The sequence below is a fragment of the Bacillus sp. HMSC036E02 genome (assembly GCF_001836235.1).
Lineage (GTDB): Bacteria > Bacillota > Bacilli > Bacillales > Bacillaceae_G > Bacillus_A > Bacillus_A cereus.
Map to the genome: position 1 here is coordinate 50,627 of NZ_KV827802.1, position 14,975 is coordinate 65,601.

Sequence of the window (14,975 nt, forward strand, 5' to 3'; positions counted from 1 at the left end):
AAAGTAGCAGGCAGGCTTTTCATTTCTGTATCTTTCTTAAGAAGTTTGAAAATAGAGGCTTGTTAATGAAGAGTCAACACTTAAATCATCTTTTAGTGCAATTGAGAAACATGCAACTAATGGTAAAGTAATAACAATTGATCCACTAGGACTAATTACAATAGTAGGACTTGTCCCACATGTGCCTCCACAATCGACTACTGCATCAATTCCACTACCAGGGGTAATTGTAATTTTAAGACACACATCTAAACAAACATTATTCGTAGTACATGCCATAACTCTCCCTCCTTTCTTTTAACAATATATGCAGTTAATCAAATTCGGACACGACTCTCTTACTAAGTCTTGTAAATTAGATGCTATTTTACTATTCGTTTTATAGGCAATTAACGTTTTATTAAACTATCTAAATCAACTAAAAAACTCAAATCATCCTTTACTGAAATAGAAACACATATAATAAACGGTATTACATTAAAATTAGATAAACATTCATCATTGCACCTTACGAATATTTCTGCCCCACCATTTGGATTGACTTTAGTTTCTAAAGAAATATTAAAACAACTTTTATTGATGCAAGACAAAATATTCCCTTCTTTCTTATATCTAATGTCTATTTATCCAAAAATAAAAATACAACTTTATTTACCCTTTACCTTCCATACTTAAAATAAAAAAGATAAAAGCTTCTTCATATATAAAGAAGCCTTTACCTTTTAGTTACTTGTTCATTTACTATCAGTCAGTGAAACATGCTCTTCACTTGTACCTGAGCTAAAAATAATAAAAATTTTTGATTTTAGTTTCATTGCAATACTAAATATCGTCAAGTTGCATAAATGAAATGTTTAAGTTACTCATTCAATAGACAAATTTACCTTTTAAAATAAATCTTTAAAATCCTTATTCTTCAATAAATATGAAAGTCCTTCTAAATGATCCCCAGCAATTCTCAATACAGCTGGTGGATGTCCTATCGTCGCAAAATGCTCTTGTGGCCGAATACGATTTGGTTTCATTACATCTACAAAATGGACACATCCGACTTTATACCCTTCTAATATTGCCTTTACTTGTGCAACACACGCTGTGTGAAGAGTGTCCCAGCCAATTCCCTCTAAACATTTTCTACTAATAGCATGGGGAACAGCAATTGTAGATCCTACCCCTAAATCTTTACGGTTACAAGCAATATTCAAAATATATTTATATAAACTTACAATATATAGAGGAAATCTAAGATTTAAATTTAAATCATTTAAAACCATATCAACACCATCCGCAACAGCTTGCGTTAACGGATGAAGATCTTTTGCTGGAATAGCAAAATCAGCATCAATAAAGAGAAGTATATCCCCTGTGGCTTCTTGTGCACCAATTGCCCGTCCTACATCATGCCCTAATCTTTCTTCATAAACAATTACTGTTGCCCCTGATTGCTTAGCGATTACTTCTGTCTGATCTGTTGACCCATTAATGACAACAATTATTTCTTTCGGTTCAATTTTTCTTGCCTCAAGAATAACTTCTTTAATCGTTGCTTCTTCATTTTGTGCTGGTATAATAATTGATAACTGTTTTCCATTATAAATTGATGAATTCATTCCCCATCCTTTATGGAAACGTGAATAATTCTTTTGTTTTTTTAACTGCTCTATAATTTCTCTTTTTCTTCCTCCATCTGTATAGTTACCTCTATCATCTTTTCGTTGTAACCAACTCTCCAAAGCTTTTATATTTTCTTTAATCTCATATACTTCTAATTTAGTTAATTCATTTTTATAGAAAGAGGTTTCGTTTGCGGGCATATTATTCAAGGAGGTGTTAGTGATGGCTGACGAGGATTGTAGTCGCCACCCTTTCTCAATAAGAGTGACTTGGGACAGAATAGGGTTCTGCAAGATATCATATCCAATGTCTTCAATTGCTTTTTTAGTAATAGCATATGGCATAGATAACATCGAATCATATTTTAAATCCATACGCCCCAATACATCGTTTACTATTTTTCTATACACCATAGCAATACTTGGCCATTCTACTCTCATCTTTTCAAAACATACGGAGTCTATGTTATTTAAGATTACATCCTGTTCCTTTTTCAGTATCGGTTCTATAAATCGCTCTAATTCTACCGAAAAAATAACATCTTCCCCATCTAAAAATAAGACTACATCACCATTGGCGATTTTTGCCCCATGAACTGGTGCTTTCCGTTTACTTTTCTCCTCAATCACAACAACGTTACTTTCAACAAATGTTGGTATAGATTGTATCGCACTCATTCTATCATCAGCTACAATAATAATTTCTATTGGTTTTATATGCTGCACTTTATTTAAAATTTGATTCAATTTTGATTTTTCTTCTCCTAAAACTATAACGACTGATAGGTCCACTTCTTTTTGTTCTTCTTTTACAGTCTGATTAGGTTTTACTTTTTTTATATATTCAATTGTTTCACTCTTCCCTACAGCTGCATGTCCTGCTTTTTTATCAAAATATAAGTCAATTATAATTTGATTTACTTCCGTGTCTTTATCAAGTTGCTCTAATTCGGAAATAAATGGTAGCAAATGATTTTGCACATCAAATTCACACGCGAAATTTTGCAAAAAATAAATATTCGGTACATATTTAATGTGATTAAAAAATTTCACAACATTAATTCTTTCGCCAAATTTCTCCTCAACTTCTTCTCTTGATAAATTTGGATAAGACAAATCGAAAACTAGATTTATTGGTACAGGTATCCATTTTAATAAATTTGTTTGAGGATTATTAATTAAAGCTGTGGAGCCCTTAACGAATCCAGCTAAAATTAAAGACATAAATCCTCCCCCGGAACTGCCATAAAACAACACATTTTTCGAATCAACTTTTAACTTTACAAATACTATTTCTAAAATATTTGCTATATCTTGTAAATAAAATCTATTTAACTCTCCCTGTCCCCAGCCTAAAGATAATTTTCCAAGATATAACGTAGGGTCATTATAATATATAACAGTATCTTCAAATTCATCCATCCAAGAATGTCGATGAAAAATAGGTGGACCAATTGGCTGTTCTTGAAACCCACCTGCTCCGGATCCAAAAACAATAGTGTTAGAAGCATCGGGCTTAATACGAATTAAAAATTCATACGTTACTTTATCCCAATCAACCTTGAGTATAAATGGTTCTGTAATTTGAAAATCCATTTGCCATAATTGTTCATATGAAATGTTAATTTTTTTGTACTGGTCTAACAGTTTAATCACCCTTTCCATCTATTTCAAGATGTTCTATTAAGTAAGAGAGAGCTTCAACGTGATCACCAATTATTCTTAATACTGCTGGAGGATGTCCATTGTGACTTACATTCTCCATTAAACGAATTCTATTCGGTTTTACAACATCAACGTAATGTACACATTCTACTCTATACCCTTGTAATATAGCTTTTACTTGTGCAAGACTAGGGCATAGTAAGCTTTCCCAGCCTATTGCATCTAAACATGATCTACTCATAGCATGTGGAATTGCTACTAATGAGCCATTGCTTAATTCTGGACGATTATATGCTAAATTAAGCATATATTTTACGACGTCTACAACATAAAACGGAGGATGTAACATCGGATTCAAATCATTTAATGCTATGTCTACACCAGCTGAAACTGCTTTTGTAAAATGATGCAAATTACTTCCTGAAACACTAAAATCACCATCAATAAATAAAAGAATATCTCCTGTAGCTTCAAGCGCTCCAATAGCACGTCCAACATTATGACCAAGTCGTTCGTTATATTCAATAATAGTAACACCAAGTCTTTTAGCAATATTAGCCGTTTGATCTGTCGAACCATTTACAACGACAATTATTTCTAGTGGTTCTATTTTTCTCGCCTCAAGTATTACTTGTTCTATAGTCTCTTCTTCATTTTGTACTGGTATAATGACAGAAAGTTGTTTCCCGTTATAAATTGAAGAATGCATTCCCCAGCCTCGATGATACGAAGGATACTGCTTGCTTTCACCTAATCTTTGAATAATATCTCTTCTTTTTCCTGCATCAGTAAATCCTACTCTTCTTCCCTTTTTCTCTATCCATTTGGATATACCAATTAAATATTTTTCCACTTTCTCTTTTTCATTTTCTAATAATTCTTTTTTAAATAAATACCCTTCTTCTTCTAACATTTCATCTTTAGATAACGTTCTTATTGCATATTGATTGTTAATCCGCCAGCCTTGATTCACTATGTTCATATGAGCTAGAACGATATCTTCCATATAATTAAAGCCGATGTTTACCACTACTTCTTTCGTAAGTGCATATGGTAATGAAAGTATTGAATTGCTTTTTAAATCTGGTCGACTTAAAATTTCATTTAACATTTTTCTCCAAACAATATCCATATTCGGACATTTACCAACTTCTATAAATTTATCTATTTTGTTTAATACTACATCCGCCTGATTTGTAACAACTGGCTCAATAAAATTCTTCATTTCAGTTGAAGATAATAAAAAATTACTATCTAAAAATAACAATACATCTCCTTTTGCTGCCTTTACAGAAGCTTCATACCCATCATAATACGTACTATATTTATCCATCAAAACAATATGGCATTTATGTTTCTTTGCTATTTCATACAAATTACTTCTATCGTTAGGAACGAAAATTATAATTTCAAGAGGATTTAACTTCCATATAGATTGAATTGACTCTTCTAACATTTGCTCTCTTTCACTGTACAAAATAATAACCGTTAACGATTTCATTACACGCCCCCTTTACACATTATGTGACATAAAATATTAAGTATTACCATTTCCTATGAATTTGCTACTTTATTAACATATTCAAAAGTGAATTATACTGTGTAAAAACAACCGTCTATTTTTAAAAATATAAGTTCTGCACTTACCTCCTTTCTCTTATCATTGTTTGTTACAACTCTCACCATAAAAAACAAAAAAAGTCCTAATTTCTTTAGGACTTTTTTAAATAAATTTATCAATATTATTAATTTTATATACTACCTTTTTCCATGTTATACCGCGATCTTTTGTAGTAAATATTTCTTTTTTATTACACGCCCAACCTTTACGCCGATTAAAAAAATGCAAACAAAATACATTTTTTAATAATGGATTGCTTGATACTTTAATCCATTTTGCTCCTTTTTTTATTATTTGATACACACTCCCATTTTCACTATTTATAACCCAGCCATAATAGGAACTAAAAAACGAAACAGCCACTTTACTAGTATTTATTGTTTTATTTGAAATATGCCACGAATTCCCCTTATCAAATGAGTAATTCATTAAAAATACATCATCATTCATTTTAGTTGGTATTACTAATAAGTTATTTTTATAGATTGCTTTATAAGCCATAGCAGTCCCATTATTAATTCCTTCAAGACTTGGAATATCTTTTATAGGATGCCAACTTTCCCCACCATTTATTGTTTTAAATACCGTTGATGTTTCATAATGTTTTTGTAGTGAAATAAACCCAATTAGATCGTTTATAAATGTTATCCCTGAAATACTATCACTAATACTTATATTTTTTATCACTTTCCAAACTTTCCCTTTCGTTTTCAAATAGTATAAATTATGTTCAAATTTATTTGATGCAAGCTTTCTAGATAATACAATCCATATACTATCCATATTCGTAGCATGCAATTGTACTTGAACATCAGTCGATTTCTCCCAATCTTCTTCAACCGGTAAAATAAACTCACTCCACCTTTCTCCTCTATTAACTGTATAAAATATAGCTGGCAATAAATCGTCATTCTTTTTTGTTAAACCATATGCCCAAGAGCTTCGAGCGTTTATTGGATACCCACATAATACAATTGAATTAAGAGGATTGACAACATCCCATTCTACTCCTCCGTTTCGAGTATATAAGATAGCCTGCTTTTTATTTGTATATTGAATACTAGCCCAACCATATTTATCCGTTCTCATTTGTAAAGAAGTAAATTGAATATCATTATTTTCCAATATATCACCTCATTCTTATTATTTATATATTCGTATGCTATTATTTTCAAAACGTTCTATCATTAGTTATTTAAACCACCCGCTTTATCTACTATCTTTATACTTACTTTCCCTTTTCTTCACCACTCAAATATAACGAAATTCCTTCTATTTTTCCGTTATCATATACAAACGACTGTATTTTACAAAATTCAACTATAAAAAATGCACCCCAATTGTAAACTATCCCCAACAATTAGAGTGCACTTTATATAAAATATAGCTTTTAATTTTTAAGCACTTACTACAGTAGCAACCTTATCCATACAAGTAATAAATTGAGTAATAAATGTATCAATTTCTTCTTTTGTAATAATATACGGCGGAAGTAATCGAATAATATTCCCTTGTGTTACATCGACTAACATTCCTTTATTCATTAGCTCAACCTGTAATTTCTTCACATTTTCATTCGTATCATTCAGACTAATTCCAAACATCATGCCAGCATGACGTACTTCCTGAATATAATAAGAGTTTTCTTTCTGAATTTCTTGTAATTTATCATTTAAATATAGTGACGTTTCATACGCTTCGTGCATTAAACCATCTTCAATCAATGTGTTTAATACCGTTAACCCTAAAGCCGTTCCCATTGATGAATGAGCAAACGTTGTCCCGTGATCTCCTGGTGAAAATACATCACATAACTTTTTGCCTACAATAATTCCTCCTAGCGGTATCCCGCCTCCTGCTCCTTTACCAATTTGAATAATATCTGGTGTAATATTAAAATTTTGATAAGCAAATAGTTTTCCCGTTCTACCCATACCACTTTGAACTTCATCAACGACAAGAAGTACATTATATTTTTCACATAAATATTGAACACCATGTAAATATTCACTTGATAAAGGATAAATTCCTCCACTTCCTAAAACAGGCTCTAGCATAATCGCAATTGGTTTTTCTTTAATAATAGTCTCCTCTAATTGGTCTATATTTTCGCGCTCTACTTCATATACAGGAATCGATGTTTTAGGGAAATTTTGATATACACTTTCTTGTCTCGTAAAATGAAGTGCCCCTAACGTACGCCCATGGAAACTATTCTTCAGCACTACAATTCCTTCACGTTCTTCATTCGTATTAGCTCTATATTTATCAATTAATTTCAAAGTTGTTTCTGTCGCTTCCGTACCAGAGTTTGTAAAAAAGACCTTTCCGTTTTTTAATGAGCAATCCACTAATTTCTTTGCATATTCAATCGCAACTGGATTTAAAAAATGAAACGGCAGATGCAACGATTTTGTAACTTGTTCCATTGTCGTTTGTACAATTTTAGGATGATTGTATCCTAATACATTTACTCCTACGCCAGAAAATAAATCTAAATACTCTTTACCATCTACATCATATAGTTTACATCCTTCTCCTCTTTCCATTGCAACCTCTGTACGACAATATGTAGACATCATATATTCTTTATCTAATTGAAACCAATCCGACATGTTAAATTCCTCCTAGTTATTTTTCCTTTTTTAACATTCATTCTTTATATAATCGTTTATAAATTAAGTTTTAAGATTGAAATTTTAATAGTGGTTTTCTTCCACATTTTTTATTAAAACGTGTGCTTTCTCTTCCCGATATTCATTTTTCCATAATTTCTTCTATTTCAACAGGTCCACTACATATGTGTTTTTTTCATCTAGCGGTATGTTACTGCTTTGAACTTTGTATGTCATACATAATCGAGACTATAAAATCATATTTAGTAACAATAGACGAAATAAATTTGGAGGCTATATCGATGAATGAAAACTATGATAAACAGGGGCAATCTTTACTAGGGAATCACTTTAATAAAAAAGGCGAACGTAATGAACAAGCTACCCTTCACTCACAAACAGTTGGTTCACGTGGACCTGTTCTAGAGCAAGATAGTGTACTTCACGAGACGTTACAAGAATTTATTCATGAAAAAATTTTAGAAAGACCTGTTCATGTAAAAGGATTTGGTGCGTTCGGTTATTTTCAAACGATATATTCGATGTCTGAACATACTAAATTAAGTTTTTTACAAAATTCTAATGAGAAAGTTCCTGTTATGGTGCGATTTTCGTTAGCTGTTAGTACGAAAGGAACACCGGATACCGCTAGAAATGTACGCGGTTTTTCTACAAAATTTTATACAAAAGAAGGCATTTTTGACCTTTTATGTAATCACATTCCTGTTTTTTCTGTCCGTGATCCGATGCGTTTCCCTGAAACGATTCAAGCATTATTGCCTTCACCTAAAAATAACTTAATAGACCCTAATAGATTTTGGAGTTTTGTCGCTAAAGCACCTGAATCTATTCATTTTGTTGTCCGTTTATACTCTAATAATGGTACGGCCAAAAGTCTTCGCCACATTCCAGGACATAGTGTTAATACATATGTATGGAGAAATGCGGAAGGTAATCGAAAGTATGTAAAGTATCATTGGTACCCGTTTGAAGGTGTACAGTACATTACTAGTAAAGAAGCAATTAAACTAGCTGCCGAAAATCCTGATTATAGCGGGAAAGATTTATATGATGCTATTGAAAATGGTAAACCAGTGGAGTATGGTTTATACGTCCAGCTCATGGATCCGAAAGATGAAGCGCACCTTTCTTATGATCCTTTAGATGACACAAAAGTATGGGATGAACAGACGTATCCTCTCCTACCAGTCGGGAAAATGGTATTAAATAAAAATCCTGAAAATTTTATGGAACAAGTAGAAAAAGTCGCATTCTCTCCTTCTAATTTACTGGATGGTGCAGAACTATCAGATGATAAAATGCTGCAAGGGCGCGCTAACATTTACAGTGATTCACAAAGAAGAAGAATTGGTCCAGAATTTCGCAAATTAACGATTAACCAGCAGCAAGATTGGACACCTGCTAATCAAATTACAACCGGTGAAGGAAGGTACGTTGAAGGTAAACTTGAAAGAGCTTCTATAACGAAACAGGATGACTTTACACAAGCTGGTGAATTTTATACGAAGTTACAGCCAATAGAAAAAGAATATCTCGCTGAAAACTTAGCTAGTGATTTGAAAGTTATATCCGATGATATTAGGGAGATCGTTTTGGGGTATTTCAATCAAGTATCAACTGATTTGAAAACAAGCATTGAGACAAAAATGAAAGAGCATTAAGAAGATTAAAACATGCTTTACGAATGAGAATTCAGATGTATATTAATTATTTTCTTATCAAAATCCAATGAGGTTATTTAATTTAAAAATATAAAGCCAACATATCCCTGTTCTATAATTAGAACAGGGATATGTTGAATTAGTTTAATGTTTAACATTACATACTTTATTTCGCTAAAAAATGTAATAAGTAGCCTTTCAAAACAAACTATAGTAAACTATTTTACTTGTACCGTATAATTCCCTGTTCCACCACCATACTTATATACACTTAAGTAATATTTCCCTGGCTTTGCATTATAATTTCCAAGCAATTTGTTCCCATCACGTTTTGTTGCATAAGCTACATAATTATTTAAATCTGATTCAGAATATAATACCCAGTTCAATCCAAGATTTTGTTCGTTCGTAACCGAAATTTGTAAATCTTTTTGATCCTTTACATCAATAACAAATTTATCCCCCTGATCTTGATCGCTCAAGGTTCCTCTTAACAAAATATTCAAAGATAGTGGGTTTGCTGTTTCAAATGAATTATTTGGTTCTTTTTCTACAGCCGTACCTTCTTCCGTGTTCACTCCGCTAAACACAACATCATATTCAAATTGCCCAGCATTATTTACACGGTAATTTACAAAATAAGCAGTCAATGTTTTATATCCAGTCCACTCTTTTCCTGAAAGACGTTTCAACATATCATTTGTTGTTTCATTCATCACTTTCCAGTCCTCAACTTCTCCTTTAGCCGCACTTCCTGTATATGTCCCCTGTAGTGTAAATGTATTAAAGAATTGTGATTTATTCTTTGTTACTTTCACATCTTTTAATTTCGCTTCATTCGTAATATCTGAAGTAACGTCCGAAAGCGATTTTGGATCATGCTGAGTTAAATACTCATCTGATACTTGTGGAATTGTATACTTATCACGATTATCAATAAGCATTTGCATATAAGATTGATATTCTTCATTTAACTTATTATCTTTGCTTAATGTAGCACGGTATTCATCGTAACTTGAAACATCATTTGCGCGAATTAAATCATGTACTTTATCGAACATTTCTGGGCGCTTATTATACATATATGATTGCAGTGCAAACGAATAATTATAAAAATCCCACGTTCCATATTTCGCATTTAATGTTTGTGATGCTGTATAACGTTTTGCAGGATCATTAGATAACCCACCAATTATACTTTTTCGTGGTACTACACTATCTAATCGCGTTGCACCTGCAAAGAACTCTGCATTCCCTTCTTCAAACCATGTTAAACGTTCATTTTGATACATTTCCCCTTGGCCCCATAATCCCTGAACTTCGTACCTTCCCTGTAAGTAGTGCGTAAATTCATGGCGGAACAATTCTTCCAGACTATAAATACTTTGCTCTGGTGTACGTTCATATGTAAAGAAAGTCCCTGTCCCTTCAATATAAATCCCACCATTATTCGTTTCATATCCGTACAGTTGACGATTAAATTGATACTCATCTGGGCTATTATAAATAACCATCGTTAACACATCATCAGCATGTCCACTTTCAAGTGGTTTATCGCTACCAACTGTACGATAAAATTGAGAACGCACCTCTTTTGCCGCCCAGTATAGACGTTTAATTTTCTCTTCGCTAACTTTATCCCCAGCTTTAAAGACAATTGCACCATCATCAAACGTATACGTTTTCGGTAAATATTTCTTTTTCCCCTCTTCTCGAATTTGATCTAAATTTACAGTTTTGCCGTTCGCATCTATTCCTCCATAATTTGTAGTAATTTGTTCTGCCGCAACAAAGTATTGCTCTCCTAAATATGGATAAATTCGCATTGCATCTGTAACAACTTGTTGTCCTTTTGTGGGCGTGCTATGAAGCTTGCCCAATCGGCCAGCATAGTAAATTCCATTATTAATTAACCATCCGTTTTTATTTGTTACTGTACCAAGTAGTGCAAAACGATTTATTTCATTAATAAAGTTATCAATATTTCGAAACCACATCGTATCTTTTGGCTCTTTTCCAGTCGTGTACATATCCGTCTGAATATCAAAGTCAATTCCCTTCATCAACTCATATATAGCGTCTCCTTTTGTTCGGTCTTCAATGAAAGTTGCAAGATTATCGTTATATTGTTTAAAAATTTCACCTGCATATAAAACCGTTTCAACATCTGCTGATGCATTTCCAATTAATTTTCCATATGATGCAATTACTTTATTTTGTTCTGATGTACCAAGTTTGAAATTTGGATTTTTTGCAATTGTTTTTAAAGCTGGTAAACATTTATCATGGTAGCTACGCTCATTTAGTTTGCTTAATTCATCATGGTAAAAACCTAAATAAAACGCTGCACGTAGAGCTTCTACTAATGTTTCAATCCCTTTTGAATCATCTTGCGTATAAGCTTGTCCTTGTTCTGCTAGTTTATTAATAATTGCTTGCATTCGACTATCATCTTGATAGAATTTAAGACTATCACTATTAAACTGAAATAATTCCGGAATTTGATACCATTTAATTGTCACAAGAAGATCAGTTAATTGTTTGTTATTTAATTGATTTAACTCAGCCATTGAATACTTTTTTTCTTCAGCTAACGGTTTAATATTATCGGTTGGTGCTAGTGGACGCTGCGATAAATCCGCTAATTTTAACCGTTTTGTAAAAGATGCATTTTCTTGTACTTTTGAAGGGTGCGCCAATTCATTAACAGATTTCTGTATTCCTACCGGCTCCATTTGTAATACGTTCTTCACGTTTTTCTCTTTTGTCTCTGCTTGAATTTGCAAACCATTACATGTTATTGTCACTAGTCCAACACCAAGAATCCACTTAGAAATTTTCGAATATTTAACCATACCATTGCCCCCTAATTATTTAAATGAAAATTCAGAATTTTAAAATCAAAAAAACCACTTATTTGTATGTATTTACAGTTCCCCTATAAATACAACTATGATTAATAATGCAATAGTAGCTTGTTTTATACTATTACGAGTACAGATTCCTTACATACAATCTCCCTTCCTTACATGTAATACAAGCAAAAACCGTGCCAATCATATTTCTTATGAATAGCCAACATTCTTTTATAAATACTGTAGAATAAAATATACATAGGTGTTTCGGCAATGTATAAATCATTTGACACAAAATCTAATGTTAATGAAGAACAAATTCATTGAATGTTATAAATTCATTAGGCAGTAAATAATCCCCAATTATTAAATCTCTCAAAAAAAGGTAAATAAACATATTCCATAAAGCTAATATGTTTGTTTACCTTTTTCTATTTCAAATCAACAGCAAAATATCGTTGAATAAAAACAGCATGAATAAGTATTTTGTTATTCATTTCTCTTTTTCATATAATCTTTTTCACATTGCAACGGCTTAAATTTCACTTTTTTCCCTTTCTTCTTTTTCGTTTTTATAACGAGCCATTCCCCTTTTTCAACGTCTAGTTTTAGGCGTTTCATTACATTGATATTATCTTTTTCTTTATAAAGTAAAAATGCTTCTTGCGCCCTCACAAATAGGCTGGGCTGTTCGCTAAATCCACCACTGTCATAAATTTTAGTTAGCGAAGTATAATAAGAATCATTTTCCTTTCCACCATACATCAAATGAGCAGCCTCCAGATCTCTTTTACTTACTTCCCAAAAACTATGTTCATCAATATTTAAATTAAATGTGGATTTAATGTCCTGTATTATATTCTTCACATACTTTTCATCTCTAACTTTTCTTTCTTCGAGACAATCCGAAGATAACTCTGGTGCATCTGATTGGGAATGTACAACGTGTTGTATCGATACACACAGAATAAATACGCTTAAAATGTAAAATATTTTTTTCATATTTACATATCACCTCAAATGATTTAGATACTATATCATTTGAGGCTTACAATATTCTTATGCTAATAATAAGAAAGATCCTATAAAATAAAATTTTTATAGGATCTTTCTTTTTAATATTGCTTTATCAAATTCACGGGCGGGGCAACTACCTTACTACTTTTCACATCATATAATCCTATAGGTGTTACTCGTATAAAAGGCAAGTGCGTCGCAGAAAAGAATAAAATTGTAAATGCTGGATCATCATACGCGTAGCCACGCTCTTGTAGTAATTTCACCATCTGTTTCTCTTCCTGTATTAATTCTCTCATTTTTAAATTAGACATAATCCCGAGCAATGGTAATGCTATTTCGTGTAACACTTCATTGTTTTCTACTATGACCATTCCACCACCGAGCTCTTTTACTCTACGAAAAGCTGTAAGCATATCTTCTTTTCTTTTTCCGATAAGAATGATGTCACCTGTACCAGAATAAGAGCTAGCAAGCCCACCTAGTTCTTTTGCAAAACCTTTGACAGCTATATTCACTTGCCAACTGCCATCACGAGCAATCATCATAAGGAAACATTCATCATGATCTGTGGACAATTCATCACAGTCTATATTGATTTCACTAGTGTATGGTTTTGTAATAACGTTATTTAATAAGTGTATCCCCGTTTTATTAGAGAAAATCATATCCTCTTTTTCAATTGACCAATCTAATGATAATGGAGTTACTTTATGTTTACTCCAGTCTATATGTAATGCCTCATGTGTATTTACACCGTCACGCTTCACCCATTTCCCCTTTGCAAGGACACTAATTGGTACTGGGTTTTCTTTACTTTCTAAAATATTGATATTAGCAATTCTACCTGTCGCAATCGAACCATGTACATGTTCCATATTATAATAGCGAGCAATATTATAACTTGCCATATCGTATGCATCTATTACTGGCACTCCTTGTTTTATCGCGGTAGAAATCATAACGTTTGTCATTCCATTCTCATAAAACGAAGGATGTGAGCCGTCTGTCGTAAGAATAAATCTATCAAACTGCTTTACGCCTAGTTCCAACAATTCTTTCAGTAAAACTTCTAAATCTGGGCGGATTGAAGAATTTCTTAGGGAAACAGTGTAACCTTGCATAAGACGAGTGAAAGCTTCCTGCCCTGTCATCGCTTCATGATCACAATCTGTACCTAACAGTTTTAACTTCGCTAAAGTCGTTTCAGATGCACCTGGAAAATGTCCTTCTACTTTCTTCTGCAATCGCTTCGTTTCCTGCATCCAAGTTAACATTTCATCATCGCCATGTAATAGTTTTGGCCATGCTGTTAGCTCGCCGCCTTGAAGAACTGCTTTATGCTTAAGCCATTCTATTATTTCTTCACGATTAAATAAAGTTTCCCCGTTTTGCAATTCAGTCTGTCCATCAAAACGGCACCACCAATACATACTTGCTGGAATCTTTTCAAATTCATCTAATAAACGAAATGCTTCTTCACGTTGTAATGTGAAAAATAAAGTTAAATTATCATTAATAAAAGTTGTTGTCCCAAACTGCATCGCATGATTCGCTAAAGTTTCAGGATTATATAATTGATATGGATGTGCATGAGGTTCTATGTAACTTGGAACTACATACTTTCCATCACAATCAATGACTTCACATTCATGCAGTTGCACTGGCAGCTTTTCCCCTACATAAACAATCCGGTCATCATAGATCCAAATATTTGCTTGCATCCACTCGCGCATATAGGAATTTAAATAAGTTGCGTTCTTACATAAAATGTGCGGACTTCTTTTACCATCTATTACTTCAACATGCTCTCGTAATTGTTTATTACTCCATTTATAATGATTTTCTCCCATTGTATTCAACTCCAAATCAACTCATAATCATTTTGATTAAAACGAGAAATAATT

At 32.6% G+C, this 14,975-nt stretch carries 10 protein-coding genes; 1 reads left to right on the plus strand and 9 read right to left on the minus strand.

Annotation, left to right across the window (positions count from 1 at the left end):
• Nucleotides 1-36 precede the first annotated feature (36 nt).
• The 6 genes from HMPREF2590_RS01250 to HMPREF2590_RS01280 all read right to left on the minus strand — a co-directional run bounded on the left by HMPREF2590_RS01250 (nt 37) and on the right by HMPREF2590_RS01280 (nt 7,514).
• Nucleotides 37-279, minus strand: coding sequence for a hypothetical protein (locus HMPREF2590_RS01250; protein WP_000752474.1), 243 nt, complete (start codon nt 277-279; stop codon nt 37-39).
• 110 nt (nt 280-389) lie between these two features.
• Nucleotides 390-590, minus strand: a complete 201-nt coding sequence (locus tag HMPREF2590_RS30600) for a hypothetical protein (protein ID WP_002103272.1) — start codon at nt 588-590, stop codon at nt 390-392.
• Between the two features lie 297 nt (nt 591-887).
• On the minus strand, nt 888-3,209 hold the full coding sequence (locus HMPREF2590_RS28395; protein WP_141520233.1) for a glycosyltransferase family 2 protein: 2,322 nt from the start codon (nt 3,207-3,209) through the stop codon (nt 888-890).
• 52 nt (nt 3,210-3,261) lie between these two features.
• Nucleotides 3,262-4,779, minus strand: a complete 1,518-nt coding sequence (locus HMPREF2590_RS01270; protein ID WP_000839316.1) for a glycosyltransferase — start codon at nt 4,777-4,779, stop codon at nt 3,262-3,264.
• A 222-nt stretch (nt 4,780-5,001) separates the two neighbouring features.
• Nucleotides 5,002-6,024, minus strand: coding sequence for a hypothetical protein (locus tag HMPREF2590_RS01275; protein WP_050821921.1), 1,023 nt, complete (start codon nt 6,022-6,024; stop codon nt 5,002-5,004).
• Nucleotides 6,025-6,296: 272 nt separating this feature from the next.
• Nucleotides 6,297-7,514 carry an aspartate aminotransferase family protein gene (locus tag HMPREF2590_RS01280; protein WP_050821922.1) on the minus strand — a complete coding sequence of 406 codons (1,218 nt, stop codon included), beginning with the start codon at nt 7,512-7,514 and terminating at the stop codon, nt 6,297-6,299.
• 302 nt (nt 7,515-7,816) lie between these two features.
• Here HMPREF2590_RS01280 and HMPREF2590_RS01285 point away from each other — a divergent pair, with 302 nt between their 5' ends.
• On the plus strand, nt 7,817-9,196 hold the full coding sequence (locus HMPREF2590_RS01285; RefSeq protein ID WP_050821923.1) for a catalase: 1,380 nt from the start codon (nt 7,817-7,819) through the stop codon (nt 9,194-9,196).
• A gap of 218 nt (nt 9,197-9,414) precedes the next feature.
• On the opposite strand, the gene colA is transcribed toward HMPREF2590_RS01285, so the two are convergent.
• The 3 genes from colA to HMPREF2590_RS01300 all read right to left on the minus strand — a co-directional run bounded on the left by colA (nt 9,415) and on the right by HMPREF2590_RS01300 (nt 14,921).
• Nucleotides 9,415-12,051, minus strand: a complete 2,637-nt coding sequence (colA, locus tag HMPREF2590_RS01290) for a collagenase ColA (protein ID WP_050821924.1) — start codon at nt 12,049-12,051, stop codon at nt 9,415-9,417.
• A 489-nt stretch (nt 12,052-12,540) separates the two neighbouring features.
• Nucleotides 12,541-13,053: a hypothetical protein gene (locus tag HMPREF2590_RS01295; RefSeq protein ID WP_000719378.1), complete on the minus strand. Its 513-nt coding sequence runs from the start codon at nt 13,051-13,053 to the stop codon at nt 12,541-12,543.
• A gap of 113 nt (nt 13,054-13,166) precedes the next feature.
• Nucleotides 13,167-14,921, minus strand: coding sequence for an adenine deaminase C-terminal domain-containing protein (locus HMPREF2590_RS01300; protein WP_044584583.1), 1,755 nt, complete (start codon nt 14,919-14,921; stop codon nt 13,167-13,169).
• Nucleotides 14,922-14,975 lie beyond the last annotated feature (54 nt).